Below are 19434 nucleotides of genomic sequence, written 5' to 3'. Positions count from 1 at the left end.
CGACGGCGAGCGGTCAGGCGTCGTGGCCGAACGGGCAGCCCAGCTTCACCGGCAGGTCGTGCAGGTCGTTCTGCGTCACGATCGGCTTGTTGCGCAGCTCGGCGGCGGGGACCGCCAGGTCCAGCTCCGGGAACCGCTCGTACAGGGCCGGCAGCGCGATCCCCGCCTCCAGGCGGGACAGCGCCGCACCCGGGCAGACGTGCGGGCCGTGGCCGAAGGCGATGTGGCGGTTGGGGGTGCGGGTCGCGTCGAAGTCGCCCGCCGTCGGGCCGTACTGCTCCTCGTCCCGGCCCAGCGCGCCGAACGAGACGACCAGGCCCTCGCCCTTGGGGAGCACCTTGTCGCCGACCTCGATGTCCTCCGTCGCGAAGCGGATCAGGACGTGCGAGGTCGGGGTGTTCCAGCGCAGCGTCTCCTCGATCACGCCCTCCCACGGGATCTCCCCGCTCAGCACCTTCTTGCGCTGCTCGGGGTGGATCGCGAGGGCCTCCACGACGTTGACGATCAGGCTGATCGTGGTCTCGTGCCCGGCGGCGATGATCAGCTGCAGGGTGTTGAGGATCTCCTCGTCGGTGAGGTGGTCGCCGTCCTCGGAGGCGGCGATCAGGGCGCTGGTCAGGTCGTCGCCCGGGTTCGCCTTCTTCTCCTCGACGATCTTCGTGAAGAGGGTCCCGAGGTCCGCCATCATCTGCGGGACCTCCTCCGGCGGGGTCTGCGTCGAGAAGAACTTCTCGAACAGCTCCTTGAGCCGCGGGTGGTCCGCCGCGTCCACGCCCATCAGCTCGCTGATCACGTTCATCGGCAGCGGGTAGGCGAACTCGGCCTTCAGGTCCACCGGTTCCCCGGCCGGGAGGGCCGCCAGCCGCTCCAGGCTCGCGTTCGTCAACGCCTCGATCCCGGCGCGCAGCTTCTCGACCCGCTTCACCGTGAGCGCCTGCGCCACCAGCGTACGGAGGCGGCGGTGGTCCGGGCCGTCGACCGTCAGCATCGAGCGGCCCGGGTTGACCAGGCCGATCAGCGGCCAGTCCGCCGGTATCTCGCCGCGCTGCCAGGCGTTCCAGACGTTGATGTCCTTGACCACCCGGCTGTCGGTGAGCAGCGCCCGGGCCTCCTTGTGGTGGGTGACCGCGTACACGTGCACCCCGCCCGGCAGCTCCACCTCGGCCAGCGGACCGGCCGCCCGCAGCGCGGCGCTCTCGCCGTCGAGGTCTCTGACGAAGGGGTCGAGCGCGATACGGGTCATGCGTGGCCTCCGTGAAGTCCGGGTCTGCCGAGGGCAGGGGTGGGTGTGAAGATCACCGGCAGGTCGGTCAGACCGCGCAGCCACGGCGACGGGCGGCGGGTGAGCTGCTCGGCGCGGACGGCGAGGTCCACGTCGGGCAGCCGGTCGAGCAGGACCTCGATACCGGTACGGGCGATGACCTCGGCGGTCTCCTGGGCCGGGAACGGGCAGCGGTGCTCGCCGTGGCCGAAGGAGAGGAAGGCGTTGTTGCCGCCGGTCAGCGCCGAGCCGTCGGTCCGTACCTGCGGGTCGCCGTTGGCGGCGGCGAGACCGAGGAGCAGCATGTCCCCGGCGCGGATGTGCCGGCCGCCGAGGTGGGTGTCGCGGGCGGCCCAGCGGCCGGCCACGTTCTGCGTCGGGGTGTCCTCCCAGAGGACCTCGTTCATGGCTTCCGCGACGCTGTGCCGGCCGCCGGAGAGCGAGGCGGCGAACCGGTCGTCGGTGAGCATCAGACGCAGCGAGTTGCCCATCCAGTCGGCGGTCGGCTGGTGGCCGGCGGCCATCATCACCATGAGGTCCTGGGCGATCTCCTCGTCGGTGAAGCGGCCGGGGTCCGCGATCATCCGGCTGGCGACGTCGTCGCCGGGCTCGGCGTGCTTGTCGGCGAGGAGCTGGAACATCGAGGCGCCCAGGTGCTCCGCCCCGGCGAGCGCCCGCTCCCGGCCGTCGATCATGTCGTTGATCGAGTCGACCAGCGGGTGGGCCGTCTCGTCGGAGAAGCCGTAGATCCTGGCCAGCACGAGGGCGGGCAGCAGCTTGGCGTAGTCCGCGATGATGTCGACCGAGCCCTTGGTGCAGAACCGGTCGATCAGCTCGTCGGCGAACTCCTCCGCGTACCGCTTGAGGGAGAACGGGTCGACGCCCTCCAGCGCGTTGCTGATCATCATGGCGCGGACGCTGTGGCGTTCGCCGACCGTGTAGAGGATCGAGTTCTGCTTGCGCCCGATCATCGGCAGCAGCGGCCAGTCGGCGGGGATGTCGTCCCACTGGTTCCACAGGTCGGAGTCCCGGCTGAAGAGCACCGGATCACCGGTGACCTGGTGCAGTTCGCGGTAGCCGAGGACGAGCCAGGCGGGGATGTCGCCGTCGAGGACGACCGGGGCGATCGCCCCGTGGTCGCGCCGCAGCTCCCGGTAGAGCTGGACCGGGTCGCTCTGGAAGCGGGGCCCGGACAGGGGGACGGACCCGTGGGAGACGGGGCAGCCGGAGACAGAGGTCACGGGGCGGACTCCGGGATCGGGCCGGCCGCCGCCAGGGCCGCCTCGGGAGCGCGGAGGCGGGCGGCGGAGAGCGCGGCGAGGTGCTCGACGAGCGTGATGAGCACGTACTTGCTGGACGAGCGGTCGCGGGCGTCGCACTCCACCAGCGGTACGTCGTCCGAGAGGTCCAGGGCCTCCCGGATCTGCTGCTCGCTGTGGAGGGGGCCGCCGAAGTCGTTGCACGCCACGATGAACGGCGTGCCGTGGTGCTCCAGGCGGTCGATGGCGTACCAGGAGTCGGCGAGGCGGCGGGTGTCGACGAGGACGACCGCGCCGAGCGTGCCGGAGAACAGCCGGTCCCACAGGAACCAGAAGCGCTCCTGGCCGGGCGCGCCGAAGAGGTACAGCACGGAGCGTTCGTCGAGCGTGATGCGGCCGAAGTCGAACGCCACCGTGGTGGACGACTTGGCCGCGATGCCGTCGAGGTGGTCGACGGCCTCGCCCGCGCGGGTCATGGTCTCCTCCGTGTTGAGCGGACGGATCTCGCTCACGGATCGGACCATGGTGGTTTTGCCGACCCCGAAGCCGCCGACGACGACGATCTTGAGACCGTTGTCGGCCGTCGCGCTCAGGGCGGCGCGGTCAGAGGTTGCGGAGTCCAACGAGCACCTGTTCCAGGATGTCGGGGTCGGGGAGCCGGTCCGCGACACGGGCTGTACGGGGGTGGCGGGCGCTGATCCGGCCGGTGTCGAGCAGGTCGCACAGCATGATGCGGACGATGCTGACCGGCAGGTTCAGGCTCGCGGCGATTTCGACGACGGCCACGGGGCCCGAGCACATCCGCAGGATCGCGACGTGCTCGGACTGCATCCCGGGGGCCGGGTCGCACTCGGCGACGACCAGCGTCACCAGGTCGAAGGCGGCGGAGTCGGAACGGCTGCGTCCCCCGGTGAGGGTGTACAGCCGGTCCGGATCGTCGTCGCGGCCCGGGCGGGGGCGGGGCGCCGTCGTCATACGGCCGGAGTCTCGGAGGGTTCGCGCGGCGGTGCGACGAGGTGCTCGCCGAGCTGCTCGACGAGCTCGCTCATGTTGTGGCCGACCAGGCCGACGTCGGAGTCCTCGTCGGCGACGACGGCCAGGTGGGCGCCGGCCCCGGCCTCGACGATGAACAGCACGCCGCCGTAGAACTCGGCCATCGCGGACCGTACGCCACCGGTGCCGTCGCCGAACTCGATGGACGCGCCGTGCGACAGGCTCTGGATCCCGGCGGAGATCGCGGCGAGCTGGTCGGCCTGGTCGACGGAGAGCTCGGGGGTGCGGCACAGCTTGAGGCCGTCGCGGGACAGGACGAGGGCGTGGCGGGTACCGGGGGTGCGGTCGAGCAGCCCCTCCAGCAGCCAGTTGAGCTTCTCGTCGGTGGTCGCGGTCATCGGGTGTTGCCTTCCGGGAGCGGGGAGTTGGCTCGGACCGCCTTGCTGAAGGTGCTGAAGCGCGCTGCCTGGACCTTCGGGTCGGTGGTACGGGCCCGGGGGTGGTCGGCTCCGCCGGGGGTGACGTTGCCGGTTCGGGCTTCGGCGGCGGCCAGCGTGCGGCCGCGGCGGCGCTTGGGCAGGCCGCTCTCGCCGAACTCGGGCACACCGCCGGTGGACTCGGAGACGGAGTCCACCGGGGAACCGGGGTGCTCCGCTTCCGCCGCCGGGGTCGAGGCGGGGGCGTCGCTCCCGGCGGCGGGCCGGGCCGCGGGGGCGGCGTCGGTCCGGTCCTGGCCGGCGGCCGAGCCGTGGGAGGGCTCGGGTTCGGCCGGCGTGGTGGTGGGGTCCGCGGCCTGCGCGGGGACGGTCGCCCCGGCGTCCGCGGCGTTCCGGGCCGCGGGGGCGGCCGGTGTGCTCGCGCGGGAGATCAGCTCCTGGGGGAGCATCATCAGCGCGCCGGTGCCGCCGCGGGCGGACGGCCGGAAGGAGACGGTCAGGCCGTGCTTACGGGCCAGCCGGCCGACGACGGCGAGGCCGAGGCGGGTGCCGGAGAGGTTGGTGAGGTCCTGGTGGTCGGCGGAGACGGCCTTCTCGGCGCGGCGCAGCTGCACCTCGCTCATGACGAGCCCGCTGTCCTCGACGGTGATGACGATGCCCGCCGGGACCTCCTCCACGTACACGTGGACCTCGGCGGTGGGCGGCGAGAAGTTGGCCGCGTTGTCGAGGAGTTCGGCGAGCGCGTGCATGACGCCCTCGGCCGCGTGACCGGCGATGGCGACGTCGCTGGTGGAGTGGAGGCGGACGCGCTGGTAGCTCCCGATCCGGCCCATCGCGCCGCGCAGGATCGACTCCATGACGATCGGCTTGGCCCAGCGGCGGCCCGAACGGGCCCCGGTCAGCACGGCGATGGAGTCGGCGAGGCGGCCCGCCTGGGCGGTGCGGTGGTCCAGGTGGAGCAGGTCGCCGAGGACCGACTCGTCGGAGTGCCGGTGCTCCATCTCACGGAGGTCGGCCAGCATGCTCGTGGACAGGGCCTGCATCCGGCCCGCCGCGTTGGCGCAGGCCGCGATGGCGGCGGAACGCTCGGTCTCGGCGCGGGTGGCCCGCGCGGTCAGCCGGTCGACGGTGACGCCGAGGCGGGCCTGTTCGGCCGCGGCGGCCGAGGCGATCCGCTCGTTCTCGGCCCGGACCTCGGAGACCAGCCGGGCGGTCTCGGCCGCGGCGGCGCCCTTGATCCTGGCCGTCTCCGCGGTGAAGCGCTGGGCCTCGACGGCGGAGGAGGAGACCAGGCGCGAGGTCTCGGAGGTGAACCGCTCGGCGTCGGCGGCGAGCTGGGCGCGCAGCCGGCGCGCGGTCCCCAGGGTGTGGACGGCGACGGCCACGCAGACGCTCAGCAGCACGGCGGCTGCGCCCGCGCCCCAAGCCAGCGGGGTCCGTACCGAGTCGGGGGCCGCGGCGACGCCCCACAGGGTCAGCGTGCCGGTTGCGGCTGCCGATATCAGCAGGGCGAGTGCGGTGGGCCGGTGTGAGGGGCGCAATCGGAGTCCTCGGTGGCGGACGGTGCTGGACGGTAGGCGGTGGTGCCGGGCGGTGCGGTTGTGAGCGAAGTTGATGGGGCTGATTCCGGACACTTCGTCACGGGTGTGGGCGATCCTGCACAACTGGAACTGATAGTTCCTGCGCAAGTCTTGGTCACTATAGGAGACTTGACGGTCTGTTTGGGAAGGTCTTGTGGGCTTTATCGTGTGAATTGCGGGGTTTGGTCCGGTCGCTTCCCAAGAGTTCACCTCGTTCGACGGCATGCTGAGAGGTATGGCCGAACAGCATCGACCGCTCACCGGACAGCCCGCACCGCGCCCCGGGTCTCCGGGCCCCTCCGGGCCCTCTGCCTCCTCCGTCCCCGCGGCCTCCTCCGTCCCCGCGGCTTCCCCGGACTTCGTCGCGGCGCTGCGCTCCGCCGTGCGCGGCACGAGCGACTTCGGACCGACGGCACGGGCCCTGACGACGATGGACGCCTCCAACTACCGCCGCGTCCCGCTCGGGGTGTGCGCCCCGCGCGACGCCGACGACGTCGCGGCCGCACTGGCGGTCTGCCGGGAGCACGGGGTGCCGGTCGTCCCGCGCGGCGGCGGCACCTCCATCGCCGGACAGGCCACCGGCACCGGGCTCGTCCTCGACCTCACCCGCCATCTGCGCACGATCCTCGACGTGGACCCCGCCGCCCGCACCGCCGTCGTCCAGCCCGGGGTGATCCTGGACGACCTGCGGGCCGCCGCCGCACCCCACGGCCTGACCTTCGGCCCCGACCCCTCCACCCACAGCCGCTGCACCCTCGGCGGCATGATCGGCAACAACTCCTGCGGCGCGCACTCGGTGGCCTGGGGCACCACCGCCGACAACGTGACGAAGCTGTCGGTGGTCCGGTACGGAGGAGAGGCGCTGCGCCTGGAACAGGGCGGCGGGAACGGCCCGGCGGGCGTACCGGAGCTGATCGCCTCCCACCTCGCCCTCCTGCGCACCGGCTACCCCGACCTCCCGCGCCGCATCTCCGGGTACGCGCTCGACGCCCTGCTCCCCGAACACCCCGGCGGCCCCGACCCGGTCCGGGCGTTCTGCGGCAGCGAGGGCACCCTCGGCGTCGTCACCGAGGCCACCGTCCGCCTGGTCGAAGCGCCGCGCGCCCGCGCCCTGGCCGTCCTCGGGTACGCCGATGAGTCCGCCGCCGCCGACGCCGCCCCGGGCCTCCTCCCGTACGGACCGCTCACCGTCGAGGGCATGGCCGCCGACCTCGTACGGGAGCCGGCCGGGCTGCCGCGCGGGGCCGCCTGGCTGTTCGTCGAGACCGGCGGGGCCACCCCGGCCGAGGCCCGCGCGCACGCCGAACGGATCCTGCGGGCGGCGGACGCCGTGGACGGCACGGTCGTCACCGATCCGGCCGGGCAGCGGGCCCTGTGGCGCGTCCGCGAGGACGCCGCCGGGACCGCGACCCGGATGCCCGACGGCAGCGAGGCGTGGCCCGGCTGGGAGGACTGCGCGGTCCCGCCCGCCCGGCTCGGCGCGTACCTCCGCGACTTCCGGGCCCTCCTCGCCGAACACGGCCTGCGCGGCACCCCGTACGGCCACTTCGGCGACGGCTGCATCCACGTCCGCGTCGACTTCGACCTGATCACCGAGGCCGGGGTGGCGCGCTTCCGCCGGTTCTCCGAGGAGGCGGCCGGCCTCGTCGTCGCGCACGGCGGCTCCCTCAGCGGCGAGCACGGCGACGGGCAGGCGCGGGCGGAGCTGCTGCCCCGGATGTACGGGGACGGGCTCGTCGCCCTCTTCGGCCGGTTCAAGGACCTGTGGGACCCGGACGGCGGCCTCAACCCGGGCATGCTGGTCCGCCCGGCCCGCCTCGACGAGGGCCTCCGCTTCTCCGTCCTCCCGAAACGCCCGGTGGACGTGGAGTTCGGCTACCCGCAGGACGGCGGCGACTTCGCGGGCGCGGTCCGCCGCTGCGTCGGCGTCGCCAAGTGCCGTACGACGGAGACGAGTGGGGCGGGCGTCATGTGCCCCTCCTTCCGCGCGACCGGCGAGGAGGCCCACTCCACGCGCGGCCGGGCCCGGCTGCTGCACGAGATGCTGGCGGGCGAGATCGTCACGGACGGCTGGCGCAGCACGGAGGTCCGGGACGCGCTCGACCTCTGCCTCTCCTGCAAGGGCTGCCGCAGCGACTGCCCGGTGGGCGTCGACATGGCCACGTACAAGGCGGAGTTCCTGCACCACCACTACCGGGGCCGGCTCCGCCCCGCCGCCCACTACGCGATGGGCCGCCTGCCGCGGTGGCTGCGCCTGGCACGCCCGTTCGCCCGGCCGCTCAACGCCCTGGCCCGGGTGCGCCCGCTGGCCGCGCTCGCGAAACGGCTGGCGGGCATCGCGCCGGAGCGCGCGATCCCGGTGCTGGCGACGGAGACGTACAGCCGGTGGCTGCGCACACGGCAGGGCCCGGGCACGCGCGTTCTGTCGACGGACCGGGTGGTGCACCTCTGGGCGGACACCTTCACCGAACACCTGTCGCCGCAGGTGGGCCGGGCGGCGGTGCGGGTGCTGGAGGAGGCGACGGGGCGTACGGTGCTGCCGCCGCCGCGCGGGGCGTGCTGCGGCCTCACGTACGTGTCGACCGGGCAGCTCGACGCGGCCCGCCGGGTGATGCGGGACACCCTGGACCGGCTGGACCTCCTCCCCGGGCTGCCGCTCGTCGTCCTGGAGCCGAGCTGCGCCGCCACCCTCCGCACCGACCTGCCCGAACTCCTCCCGGACGACCCGCGCGCGGCCGAACTCGCCTCCTCGGTGAGGACGTTCGCCCAGTACCTGGAGGAGTACGCCCCCGACTGGACGCCGCCCCGCCTGGACCGCCCGGCCGCCGGGCAGACGCACTGCCACCAGCACGCGGTCCTCGGCGACGCGGCGGAGCGCCGGTTGCGCGAACGGATGGGCCTGACCGGCGACTTGAGCGGCGGCTGCTGCGGACTCGCCGGGAACTTCGGCTTCGAGAAGGGCCACTGGGAGGTGTCCGTCGCCTGCGCGGAGGAACGGCTGCTCCCCGCCGTACGGGAGGCGGAACCCGGGACCGAACTCCTCGCGGACGGCTTCTCCTGCCGTACGCAGCTCGACCAGCTCGCCGGCCGCCGGGCCCGGCACCTGGCGGAGGTCGTCGCGGAGGCGCTGGGGGACGGCGACGACGTCCAGCGGGGCAGGGCCCGCCCGTGACGCGCGGGCGGTGGGAAGGCGTGGCGGCGCCCGGCAGGATGGTGCTCGTGCCGGAGAACTCGCGTCCACCCGTGCGGCGTGCCCCGGGCTCGCTCCGTCAGTGCGGCGCGCCCCGGGCTCGCGTCCGCCCGTGCGGCGTGCCCCGGGCTCGCGCCCGTCAGTGCAGCGCGCCCCGGGCGATGATCTCGCGGGCCAGGGCCGCCAGCCGGGGGAGGGCCGGGTGGCCGGGGGCGTCGCGGCGGGCGAGGAGGACCGGGACGCCCGGGGCGTCGTCGAGCGGGACGTACGCGACGCCCGCGTGCGGGTACAGCACCGCCGTGGAGGTCGTGGAGACCCCGCTGCCCCGGCCGGCGGCGATGGCGGTGAGCCAGTCGTCGGTGTTGCCGACGGTGAGGGTGGCGGTAGGGCGGGTGTGCGGCGGCCACAGCTCGACGGTGGTGGTGCCGGAGACCGGGTTCAGGACGACCGGCCCGCCCGCGAGGTCGGCGAGGGCGAGCGATTCCCGGCGGGCGAGCGGACCGTCCGCCGTCACCGCCGCCACCCGGACCTCCGTGTACAGCACCTCGGTCACCAGCCCCGGCGCCTCCACCGGCCCCCGCAGCAGCGCCGCGTCGACCTCGCCCCGGGTCAGCCCGGCGGTGCGGTCGTCGATCCGGAGCAGCTCCAGCGGGGTCCCCGGGTACCGCTCCTGCCAGGCCCGCAGCAGCGGTGTGGTGTACGGGCCGAACGCCGACCAGGCGTGCCCGAGCCGCAGCGGACGCGGGCCCGGCCGCCCGGGGCCCACGGCCTCGTCGAAGGCGGCGACCGCGACGGCGGCCCGGTCCCGGAAGGCCACGCCGGCCGGGGTCAGGGCCAGGTGGTGGGTGGAGCGGTCCACGAGCCGGACCCCGAGGTGCGCCTCCAGCGCCGCGAGGGTGCGGGAGACGGCGGGCTGCGTCAGGCGGAGGCGGGTGGCGGCGCGCGTGATGTTCAGTTCGTCGGCGACCGCGAGGAAGGCCCGCAGATGCCGGAGCTCCACGGGGCGGCCGGAGACGGGTCCCTCGTTCATGCGCAGGGAGCATAACGAGAGCGTGGACGGTATTTCACGGAACGCGCGGGCGTCCTTACGGTGAAGGGAAAGTGGTGGCGGGTAAGTGCGGCTTTGCGTACTGTCCAGTCCATTACAGTGGACTGGTTCGGGGTGTGACGGTGTGCTGGTGCTCCGGTGTGCCGGAGCCTGCGACGGGCGCCGCGCCCCGTCGCCCGCCCGGAGCCTCCGGTCGGGCGGCCGCGCCCGCCGGCTCCGGGCGGACTCGTGTCCCGCCGCCGGACGACGCCGACGTCTCCGGATCCGTTCCGCCCGCCCTGTCCCGCCCGTACTCCCCGGAAGGTCCCCCGTGAACGACCAGCGCAGCGCCGCCGCCACCGAACCGGCCGCCGCGGCCATCGCCGTACCGGAGGCGGTGACCGCCCTCGACGCCGCCGCGACCGATCCGGGCCGTCCCGGCGGCGCGGGCGATCCGGGTGCGCCCGGAGCGGGCACGTGGGCGGCGCGGCGGGCGGCGCTGGCCCCGATCGCGCTGGTCGTCGCGGGCGGGCTCTCCGTCCAGTTCGGCTCGGCCGTCGCGGCGCTCCTGATGCCGAAGGCGGGCGCGCTGGGCGTCGTCACGCTGCGCCTGGCGGCCGCCGCGCTGATCCTGCTGGTGGTCTGCCGCCCGAAGGTGCGCGGCCATTCGCGCGCGGACTGGGGCACGGTGCTCGCCTTCGGTGTCGCGATGGGCGGTATGAACACCCTCTTCTACCTGGCGCTGGACCGTATCCCGCTGGGCATCGCCGTCACCCTGGAGGTGCTCGGTCCGCTCGTCCTGTCGGTGGTGGCCTCGCGCCGGCTGGTGAACGTGGTCTGGGCGGGGCTCGCCCTCGTCGGCGTCGTCCTGCTGGGCGGCGGGGGCTTCGACCGCCTCGACCCGCTCGGTGCGGCGTTCGCGCTGGCGGCCGGGGCGATGTGGGCGGCGTACATCGTGTTCAGCGCCCGTACCGGCCGCCGCTTCCCGCAGGCGGACGGGCTGGCCCTGGCGATGGTGGTCGCGGCGGTCCTCTCGCTGCCGCTCGGTGTCCTTGAGTCCGGGGCGAAGCTGGCGGTCCCGTCCACGCTGGCGCTCGGCGCGGCGGTGGCGGTGCTCAGCTCGGTCCTCCCGTACACGCTGGAGCTTATGGCCCTGCGCCGGCTGCCCGCGCCGACGTTCGCCGTGATGATGAGCCTGGAGCCGGCGATCGCCGCCGGGGCGGGCTTCCTGATCCTGGACCAGGCCCTCTCCACGACGGACGCCCTCGCGATCGCCCTCGTCATCGGGGCCAGCATCGGGGCGGTCCGCAGCCGGTCGGGGGGCGCGCGGCGCGAGGAGTGACGTACGCGCGCCCGCGCTCTGCCGGTGTGCGATGCGAGGCGTGAGGGCCGGGCCGGGTGCGGCGGCGTCTGCTCCGGCGCGGGCAGGGGGGGGCTGGCCCGGCCCCCTCCCGTCACCCCGCCGCCGGGAACCGGAAGCGGACGCCGGTCGACCCTTCCGACACCTCCCACAGGCGGCGTCCCGTCGCGGTGTCCGTGGCCGATGAGCCCAGCTCGACGCGGGTCGGGGCGCCGCGCAGCTCGCCGCGGCCGTCCGGGCCGATGAGGTCGCCGCCCCGGGCCTCCGGTGCGGTCGCCGCGTAGAGCTGCGGCAGCGCGCCCGCTTCGGGCCGCTGGGCGAGGGGGCGCAGGGCGGTGCCGAACACCAGCTTCACCAGGCCGGTCGGGCTGCTCGTCTGGAGGTGGGTGGCGGTGTAGCCCGGGTGGGCGAGCAGGCTGCGGACCGGGCTCCCGGACGCGGTCAGCCGGCGGTGCAGCTCGTGGCCGAAGACGGCGTTGGCGAGCTTCGACCGGTCGTAGAACGTCATGGGGCGGTAGGCGCGTTCGCCGTTCAGGTCGTCGAAGTCCAGGTGCGCCTTGCGGTGGTTGACCGAGGTGACCGTGACGACCCGGGGGTCCCGGCCCCCGGCCAGCAGGTCGAGCAGCAGCCCGGTGAGCGCGAAGTGGCCGAGATGGTTGCAGGCGAACTGCAGCTCGTGCCCCTGCGCGCTCGTCGAACGGGGCGGGGCCATCAGCCCGGCGTTGTTGACCAGCACGTCCAGCCGGGTGCGGTCGGCGTGCAGGGACGCGGAGAACGCCCGTACGGAGTCCAGGTCGGCCAGGTCCAGGCGGCGCACCTCGACGGAGGCCCCCGGGTGTCCCGCCGTGATCCCGGCGGCGGCCCGCCGCCCCTTCTCCTCGTCGCGCACGGCGAGGATCACGTGGCCGCCCCGGTGGGCGAGCGCGCGGGCGGTCGCCAGGCCCAGACCGCTGTTGGCCCCGGTCACCACGGCGACCCGGCCGGTCTGGTCCGGGATCCGCTCGGCGGTCCAACCCTGCTTCCGCGTCGAGCCCGGCGCCGTCCCCTGTGCGGCGCCGGGCGTCGTGTTCTGCGTCGCATCCTGTGTCATACGGCATACGTTGACGCTCGTGTCACCGAGTGTCAAGCCTGCAGCGAGTGTCATGTTGGCACCTGGTGTCATTCGTGGCATGGGTCTACGATGGCGGGGTGAGCCTCCGCCCCGAAACCACCCTGGCCCAGCGCAAGCGGCAGCTCGTCTCCGACGAACTGACCGAAGCGGCCCTTCAGTTGATGGCGCGGGAAGGGTTCGACGCGGTCACGGTCGACGCGATCGCGGCCGCCGCCGGGGTCTCCAAGCGGACGTTCTTCCGGTACTTCGCGTCCAAGGAGGACGTGGTCGTCCAGTTCCTGGCGGGCATGGGGGCGGGCATGCACACCGAGCTGGCCGCCCGACCCGCGGCCGAGCCTCCCTCCGTGGCACTGCGGCACACGGTCTGGGCCGCCATGGCGGCCTGCGCCGACGGTGCCGAGCACGCCGGGCGGGCCCTGCCGGTGGTCCAGCTGATCCTGCGCACGCCCGCCCTGCGCGCCCGCTTCCAGGAGCACCAGGCGCGGTGGCGCGACGACCTCGCGGCGGAGACGGCCCGCCGGCTGGGGCTCGACCCGGAGGCGGACCTCTATCCGCGCATCGCCGCCGGGGCGGCGCTCGTCGCCTTCGACACCGTGCTGCGGCGGTGGAGCGACAGCGACGGCGCCGACGACCCGGCCGCCCTCACCGACCGTGCCTTCGCGGTCCTCGCCCCGGCGCTCGACCGGCTCCCGGCGGCCTGAGCCGGAGGCCGGCCGCCCGCCGTGCTACCGCCCGCCGCCCGCCGGCAGCGGGCGGCGGGCCTCCGCGCGTCCGCCGTGCTGCCGCCCCTGCCGTCCGCGCGGCCACCGTCGTACGGGTGCCGCGAACGCCGCCATGGCCTCCGCCGTATGAGGACGGACGACGCGTACCGCGGCTGGGAGGCGGAGACGAGGTACCGGCGGCTGCCGGACGCTCTGATACCGCTCGACCCGGGCGGCCGGCGGCTGCCGGAGGTGCGGGCCGCACTCTCCACGCTGGACTGGGAGATCCGGCCCGTGGGCCCCGGCGGGGGCGTGCCGGACCTGGCGCGGGGCCGCCGGCCGGAAGTGGCGTGGGTGCTGGACCATCCGCCCCGGGGGCCCCGGCAGGGCGTCGGCGTGCTGACCGTGGCGGCCGACGACGCCGAACAGGTGCTGGGCGTCGAGGTGAACCTCTCGTACGGCATCGCGTACGACGACGACCACGCCCATGAACTGCACTTCGCGCAGACCGCCCGCGAGGTCACCGAGGACGTGCTCGGCGGGCCGCCCACCCGGCTGGCGGGCCCGGGCCCCCGCGCGGTGTGGATCCGGCCGGGGGCCGACGTGGGCGTCATGCTGGACGAGGGCAACGTGGTCCTCCAACTGCTCCGCACCGACCGGGGCGCCGAGTTCCGCCGGGGGTACCCGGACGTGTGGCGTGGCTCGCTCGGTGCGGACCTCTCCCGCCCGGAGCTCTCGCGGCCGGTACGGGACTGGGCGGAAGCAGGGGAGCGGCTGGGCGCGGCGCTGCTGGTGCTCTGCACCCAAGTGCACGCCTTCCCCGGCGACTTCACTCTCCGCCTCTCCTCCGCCCCGGACCCGCTCCGCTCCGTCGCCGCCGTCGGCAACGGCTCGCACGACGCCCTCCGGCTGGAGGCGCCCGCCGACCACCCGGACCTCCCCGGCTCCGACCGGTTCGCCGCCTCCGGGTGGCAGCACTACGGCGGTCTGCGGCAGTGCGTGGTCCTCGGCGCCCTGGGCACGGGCGACCGGCCTCGCGGACCGGTCCGCGAGGCGGTGTCCCTCCTGGTGGACGCCGTACGCGCCCTTGAGGTGGACCTCGCCGACCTGACGTACTCCGGCGAGGTGGCCGTCCCCACGGGCGCCCGCCATTTGGAACTGCCGCAGCTCGGCCTTCCGCGCGCGGTTCCGGAGGGGGCTGCGGGGGCGTAGCGGGGGCGTAGGGGCTCAGAGGTCGGCAGGCGGGACACGGAAGCCCCGGGCGGGACGCGGAAGCCCCGGGCCGGGGTCGGCGGCGTACCGCCCTCACCAGGTGCAGGGAGGTTCCAACTCCTCGATCGAGTCCGCCAGTTCGGCGGGGCGGTCCGGCCAGCCCGTCCGGTGCCAGTGCGCGATGCGCCAGGACAGCCGCTTGGGCCACAGCGGGAGGGCGGGCAGTTCCTCCACGGGCACCCAGAGCGGGGTGCCCCCGTAGTTGTCCAGCGTCTCGGGCGGGCCGATCTCGCCCGTGGCGGCCACGCGGAAGTAGTGCTCGTGCCGGCCGCCCTTCCAGACCCGGGCGATCCGGGGCCCGACGGTCCCGGCGAGGCCGGTCTCCTCGTCCAGCTCGCGCAGGACGGCCGTCTCCGGCGTCTCGCCCTCCTCGACGCCGCCGCCCGGGATCTCGTAGTGCGACGCGCCGTCGTCCTCGGTGAAGCGGATCAGCAGGACGGACCGTCGCGGATGACGACCGCCCCGGCCCGCACCCGTACCGGCTCCACCGCCGAGGGGTCCACCGGCTCCACCGCGCCCTGCGGCGGCGCCCCCTGCGACCAGGCGCGCAGGACCGCCTCCGCCGTGCCCGCCGGGCGGATCCGGGCGTGCATGGCTCTCTCCAGGGGCAGGGTGACGCGCGGCGCGGGGGCTTCGGACCGGGTCCCGGGGAAGGCGTAGTACGGGCCTTCGGCGTCGTGGCGGAGTTCCAGGACCAGGCCATCACCGTCGAACTGGACGGTCGCCGATGCGGGCGGTCGGGTTTCGGCAGTCATCGACGGAGGCTAACGCGGCCCGCCGCGCGAGCGCTGCCGGAATGTCCTGGTCCGCACGTCTTCGCCGACGCGTTTCAGCCACCTCGTTCCCGCTGGTGTCTCTGCCGGTGGGTAAATCATGCAAGCGTGCTTGATTGTTTCTTGGCGCGCTGCCATGCTCCTGGACACCACACCCGGTCCCGAGGGGAGCGCACGTGTCCGCTGTCGTAGCCGTGATCGACGATCTGCGCGAGGAGGGCGACGAACTCGACGACCTGGTCGGCGCGTTGGACGGTCCGGACTGGCTGGGGCCGACGCCTGCCGAGCGGTGGAGCATCGCCCACCAGATCGCCCATCTGAGCTGGACCGACGAGGTCGCCCTGCTCGCGGCCACCGAGCCGGACCGGTTCGGGGACGAGGTGGCCAAGGCCCTGGCCGCCCCGGAGGCGTTCGTCGACGAGGCCGCCGACGCCTTGGTCGCCGCCCATGCCCCGGACGCCCTGCTCGCCCGTTGGCGCGAGGGCCGGCAGCGGCTGGAGAAGGTGCTGCGGGACGCCCCGGACGGCACCAGGATCCCCTGGTACGGGCCGGCGATGAGCGTCGCCTCCATGGCCTCCGCGCGGCTCATGGAGACCTGGGCGCACGGCCAGGACGTCGCGGACGCCCTCGGCGTGGCGCGTACCCCCACCGCCCGGCTGCGCCATGTGGCGCGCATCGGCGTACGGGCTCGGAACTACGCCTTCATGGTGCGCGGCATCACCGCGCCGGAGGAGGAGTTCCGCGTCGAACTCCGCACACCCGAAGGCGAGACGGTCGCGTACGGACCGGAGGACGGGGCCCAGCGGATCACCGGACCGCTCCTCGACTTCTGCCTCCTGGTCACCCAGCGCGCCCACCGCGCCGACCTCGCCGTCACCGCCGAGGGCGCCGCCGCCGACCAGTGGCTCGGCATCGCGCAGGCGTTCGCCGGGCCCCCCGGGCCGGGACGCCCGCCCCGCGCGGAACAGGAGCGCCTCCGGTGAACACCGCTCCCGCATCCGAACCCGCATCGGGCCCGGAGCCCACATCCGCATCAGGCCCGGAGCCCGCATCGGGTCCGGGGTCCGCCGCCGTGCCCGGGCCCGTCCGGCGCCCCGCCCCCGTGGCCGACCTCGGGCGCGCGTCGGGGTCCGCCCCCCTCCGCATCGGCAACGCCTCCGGCTTCTACGGCGACCGCTTCGACGCCCTGCGGGAGATGCTCACCGGCGGCCCCCTCGACGTCCTCACCGGCGACTACCTCGCCGAACTGACCATGCTCATCCTCGGCCGCAGCCGCCTCAAGGACCCGCGGAAGGGCTACGCCACCACCTTCCTGCGCCAGTTGGAGGAAGGGCTCGGCCTCGCCCACGAGAACGGGGTGAAGATCGTCGCCAACGCGGGCGGTCTCAACCCGGCCGGTCTCGCGGACGCCGTACGGACGTTGGCCGAGAAGGCGGGCCTGCCGGTTCGCGTCGCCCATGTCGAGGGCGACAGCATGCCCGTACCGGACGGGTTCCTCACCGCCAACGCCTACCTCGGCGGGTCCGGGATCGCCGCCTGTCTGCGGGCCGGGGCCGATGTCGTCGTCACCGGCCGCGTCACCGACGCGGCCCTCGTCACCGGGCCCGCCGCCGCCCACTTCGGCTGGGGCCCGGACGACCTGGACGCGCTCGCGGGGGCCGTCGTCGCCGGGCACGTCCTGGAGTGCGGCACCCAGGCGACCGGCGGGAACTACGCGTTCTTCGGCGAACACGACCCGGCCCGCCTCCGCCGCCCCGGCTTCCCGCTCGCCGAGATCCACCCGGACGGCTCGTCCGTCATCACCAAGCACGACGGCACCGGCGGGATCGTCGACATCGGCACCGTCACCGCCCAACTCCTGTACGAGACGGGGGAGGCCCGGTACGCGGGCCCCGACGTCACCGCCCGCCTCGACAGCGTACGGCTCACCCAGGACGGCCCCGACCGGGTCCGGATCGACGGCGTACGCGGCGAGGCCCCGCCGCCCACCCTCAAGGCCGGACTCACCCGGCTCGGCGGCTGGCGCAACGAGGTCGTCTTCGTCCTCACCGGCCTCGACATCGACGCCAAGGCCCGCCTCGTACAAGACCAGTTCACCGACGCCCTGGAACGCGGCGGAGCCCGCCCGCCCGCCGAGGTGCGCTGGGAGCTGGCCCGCACCGACCACCCCGACGCCGACACCGAGGAGCGGGCCAGCGCGCTGCTCCGGCTCGTCGTCCGCGACCAGGACGCCGAGACGGTCGGCCGCGCGGTCTCCGGGGCGGCCGTGGAGCTGGCTCTCGGCAGCTACCCCGGCTTCCACGTCACCGCCCCGCCCGGAAAGGGCGCCCCCTACGGCGTGTTCGAGGCGGTCCACGTACCGGCGGGGGAGGTCCGGCACACCGCGGTCCTGCCCGACGAGACCCGCACGGTCATCGAGCCGCCCTCCCGCACCCGGGAGTTGGCGTCCCTCGACGAGCCGCCGCTGCCCGAGCCGTACCCCGCCACCGCCACCGGCAGCGCGCCCCTCGGCCTGATCGCGGGGGCCCGCAGCGGGGACAAGGGCGGCGACGCCAACGTGGGCGTATGGGTGCGCGACGACGACGCCTGGCGGTGGCTGGCGCACGAGCTGACCGTGGACCGGTTCAAGGAACTCCTGCCGGAGACGCGCGACTTGACGGTGGTCCGGACCGTCCTGCCGAACCTCCGCGCCCTCAACTTCACCGTCCGCGGGCTCCTGGGCGAGGGCGTCGCCGCCCAGGCCCGGTTCGACCCGCAGGCCAAGGCGCTGGGGGAGTGGCTGCGGTCCCGCCGGCTGCCCGTCCCCGTACCGCTGCTGGCGGACGTATCCCTCCCGGAGGTGACCGCATGACCGTCCTGCCCACCGCGCTCGACGCCCACGGGCCCGAATACGCGGCCAACCGCGCCGCCATGCTGGCGAAGCTGGACGAGCTGGAGGCCGCGCACGCCCAGGCGCTCGCGGGCGGCGGCGAGAAGTACGTGACCCGGCACCGCAAGCGCGGCAAGCTCACGGCCCGCGAGCGGATCGAGCTGCTGGTCGACCCGGACACCCCGTTCCTCGAACTCTCCCCCCTCGCCGCCTGGGGCAGCGACTACGCGGTGGGCGCCTCGCTCGTAACCGGGATCGGGGTGGTCGAGGGCGTGGAGTGCCTGATCACCGCCAACGACCCGACCGTACGCGGCGGGGCCTCCAACCCGTGGACGCTGAAGAAGGCCCTGCGCGCCAACGAGATCGCCTTCGCCAACCGGCTGCCCTGCATCAGCCTGGTGGAGTCCGGCGGCGCCGACCTGCCGTCGCAGAAGGAGATCTTCATCCCCGGCGGGGCCCTCTTCCGCGACATCACCCGGCTCTCCGCCGCCGGGATCCCCACCGTCGCCGTCGTGTTCGGCAACTCCACCGCCGGAGGCGCGTACGTGCCCGGCATGTCCGACCACGCCGTGATGATCAAGGAGCGATCCAAGGTCTTCCTCGGCGGACCGCCCCTGGTGAAGATGGCGACCGGCGAGGAGAGCGACGACGAATCGCTCGGCGGGGCCGAGATGCACGCCCGCACCTCCGGGCTCGCCGACCACTTCGCCGTGGACGAGCACGACGCGCTCCGGCAGGCCCGCCGCATCGTCGCCCGCCTCAACTGGCGCAAGGCGCAGGCCGATCCGGGGCCCGCCGAACCGCCGAAGTACGACGAGGACGAACTGCTCGGCATCGTCCCCGGCGACCTCAAGGCCCCCTTCGACCCGCGCGAGGTCATCGCCCGGCTGGTCGACGGCTCGGACTTCGACGCCTTCAAACCGCTGTACGGGACAAGCCTCGTGACGGGTTGGGCGCGGCTGCACGGCTACCCGGTCGGCATCCTCGCCAACGCGCAGGGCGTCCTGTTCAGCGAGGAGTCGCAGAAGGCCGCCCAGTTCATCCAACTCGCCAACCAGCGCGACATCCCGCTGGTCTTCCTCCACAACACCACCGGCTACATGGTCGGCAAGGAGTACGAGCAGGGCGGCATCATCAAGCACGGCGCGATGATGATCAACGCGGTCGCCAACTCGAAGGTCCCGCACCTGTCGGTCCTCATGGGCGCCTCGTACGGGGCCGGGCACTACGGCATGTGCGGCCGCGCCTACGACCCGCGCTTCCTCTTCGCCTGGCCCAGCAGCAAGTCCGCCGTCATGGGCCCGCAGCAGCTCGCGGGCGTCCTCTCCATCGTCGCCCGCGCCTCCGCCGCCGCGAAGGGGCAGCCGTACGACGACGAGGCCGACGCCGGGCTGCGCGCCATGGTGGAGCAGCAGATCGAGGCGGAGTCGCTGCCCATGTTCCTGTCGGGCCGGCTGTACGACGACGGGGTCATCGACCCCCGCGACACCCGGACGGTCCTCGGGATGTGCCTGTCCGCGATCCACACCGCACCGGTCGAGGGCGCCCGCGGCGGCTTCGGCGTCTTCCGGATGTGACCCGCCATGAGGACCCTTCCGGAC

The 19434-nt window shown here is 74.4% G+C and carries 15 protein-coding genes and 1 pseudogene; 7 read left to right on the top strand and 9 right to left on the bottom strand.

Annotation, left to right across the window (positions count from 1 at the left end):
- Positions 1-13 precede the first annotated feature (13 nt).
- The 6 genes from IF19_RS0118620 to IF19_RS0118595 are packed head-to-tail and all read right to left on the bottom strand — an operon-like array spanning position 14 to position 5491.
- Positions 14-1243, bottom strand: a complete 1230-nt coding sequence (locus IF19_RS0118620) for a cytochrome P450 family protein (protein ID WP_030117609.1) — start codon at positions 1241-1243, stop codon at positions 14-16.
- On the bottom strand, positions 1240-2502 hold the full coding sequence (locus tag IF19_RS0118615) for a cytochrome P450 (protein ID WP_030121894.1): 1263 nt from the start codon (positions 2500-2502) through the stop codon (positions 1240-1242). The genes IF19_RS0118620 and IF19_RS0118615 overlap by 4 nt, the downstream gene beginning before the upstream one ends.
- A complete protein-coding gene (locus IF19_RS0118610; RefSeq protein ID WP_030117606.1) occupies positions 2499-3143 on the bottom strand; it encodes a GTP-binding protein in 645 nt (214 codons plus the stop codon). The genes IF19_RS0118615 and IF19_RS0118610 overlap by 4 nt, the downstream gene beginning before the upstream one ends.
- Positions 3124-3495 (bottom strand): DUF742 domain-containing protein, encoded by a 372-nt coding sequence (locus IF19_RS0118605; protein ID WP_030117605.1) that lies wholly within the window; start codon positions 3493-3495, stop codon positions 3124-3126. The genes IF19_RS0118610 and IF19_RS0118605 overlap by 20 nt, the downstream gene beginning before the upstream one ends.
- Positions 3492-3911 carry a roadblock/LC7 domain-containing protein gene (locus tag IF19_RS0118600; RefSeq protein WP_030117604.1) on the bottom strand — a complete coding sequence of 140 codons (420 nt, stop codon included), beginning with the start codon at positions 3909-3911 and terminating at the stop codon, positions 3492-3494. The genes IF19_RS0118605 and IF19_RS0118600 overlap by 4 nt, the downstream gene beginning before the upstream one ends.
- Positions 3908-5491, bottom strand: coding sequence for a sensor histidine kinase (locus tag IF19_RS0118595; RefSeq protein ID WP_030117603.1), 1584 nt, complete (start codon positions 5489-5491; stop codon positions 3908-3910). The genes IF19_RS0118600 and IF19_RS0118595 overlap by 4 nt, the downstream gene beginning before the upstream one ends.
- A gap of 274 nt (positions 5492-5765) precedes the next feature.
- On the opposite strand from IF19_RS0118595, the gene IF19_RS0118590 reads away from it, so the two are divergent.
- Entirely contained in the window at positions 5766-8702 is a 2937-nt protein-coding gene (locus tag IF19_RS0118590) for an FAD-binding and (Fe-S)-binding domain-containing protein (RefSeq protein ID WP_418952758.1), read from the top strand.
- 157 nt (positions 8703-8859) lie between these two features.
- On the opposite strand, the gene IF19_RS0118585 is transcribed toward IF19_RS0118590, so the two are convergent.
- Entirely contained in the window at positions 8860-9750 is an 891-nt protein-coding gene (locus tag IF19_RS0118585) for a LysR family transcriptional regulator (protein ID WP_030117601.1), read from the bottom strand.
- A 328-nt stretch (positions 9751-10078) separates the two neighbouring features.
- Between IF19_RS0118585 and IF19_RS0118580 the strand changes: the two genes are divergently transcribed.
- Positions 10079-11089 (top strand): EamA family transporter, encoded by a 1011-nt coding sequence (locus IF19_RS0118580; protein WP_030117600.1) that lies wholly within the window; start codon positions 10079-10081, stop codon positions 11087-11089.
- Between the two features lie 112 nt (positions 11090-11201).
- On the opposite strand, the gene IF19_RS0118575 is transcribed toward IF19_RS0118580, so the two are convergent.
- Entirely contained in the window at positions 11202-12197 is a 996-nt protein-coding gene (locus tag IF19_RS0118575; RefSeq protein ID WP_078580947.1) for an oxidoreductase, read from the bottom strand.
- Positions 12198-12295: 98 nt separating this feature from the next.
- On the opposite strand from IF19_RS0118575, the gene IF19_RS0118570 reads away from it, so the two are divergent.
- Together IF19_RS0118570 and IF19_RS0118565 are read left to right on the top strand one after the other, a co-directional pair.
- Positions 12296-12919 carry a TetR family transcriptional regulator gene (locus IF19_RS0118570; RefSeq protein ID WP_030117598.1) on the top strand — a complete coding sequence of 208 codons (624 nt, stop codon included), beginning with the start codon at positions 12296-12298 and terminating at the stop codon, positions 12917-12919.
- Between the two features lie 147 nt (positions 12920-13066).
- Positions 13067-14131 (top strand): hypothetical protein, encoded by a 1065-nt coding sequence (locus tag IF19_RS0118565; RefSeq protein ID WP_030277922.1) that lies wholly within the window; start codon positions 13067-13069, stop codon positions 14129-14131.
- A gap of 93 nt (positions 14132-14224) precedes the next feature.
- Here the strand turns inward: IF19_RS0118565 and IF19_RS01000000134815 are convergent.
- Positions 14225-14946: pseudogene (locus tag IF19_RS01000000134815) on the bottom strand (NUDIX domain-containing protein).
- A gap of 194 nt (positions 14947-15140) precedes the next feature.
- Between IF19_RS01000000134815 and IF19_RS0118555 the strand changes: the two are divergent.
- The 3 genes from IF19_RS0118555 to IF19_RS0118545 all read left to right on the top strand — a co-directional run bounded on the left by IF19_RS0118555 (position 15141) and on the right by IF19_RS0118545 (position 19410).
- Positions 15141-15947: a TIGR03084 family metal-binding protein gene (locus IF19_RS0118555; RefSeq protein ID WP_030117595.1), complete on the top strand. Its 807-nt coding sequence runs from the start codon at positions 15141-15143 to the stop codon at positions 15945-15947.
- Between the two features lie 119 nt (positions 15948-16066).
- Positions 16067-17815, top strand: coding sequence for an acyclic terpene utilization AtuA family protein (locus IF19_RS0118550; RefSeq protein WP_030117594.1), 1749 nt, complete (start codon positions 16067-16069; stop codon positions 17813-17815).
- Positions 17812-19410, top strand: a complete 1599-nt coding sequence (locus IF19_RS0118545) for an acyl-CoA carboxylase subunit beta (protein WP_030117593.1) — start codon at positions 17812-17814, stop codon at positions 19408-19410. Before IF19_RS0118550 ends, IF19_RS0118545 begins: the two co-directional genes overlap by 4 nt.
- Positions 19411-19434: the final 24 nt, after the last annotated feature.

Origin of the sequence: Streptomyces californicus (assembly GCF_000717645.1) — a bacterium.
Taxonomy (GTDB): Bacteria; Actinomycetota; Actinomycetes; order Streptomycetales; family Streptomycetaceae; genus Streptomyces; species Streptomyces californicus.
Note: the sequence above shows the minus strand (reverse complement) of the source record. Positions and strands in the feature narration are given on the sequence as shown.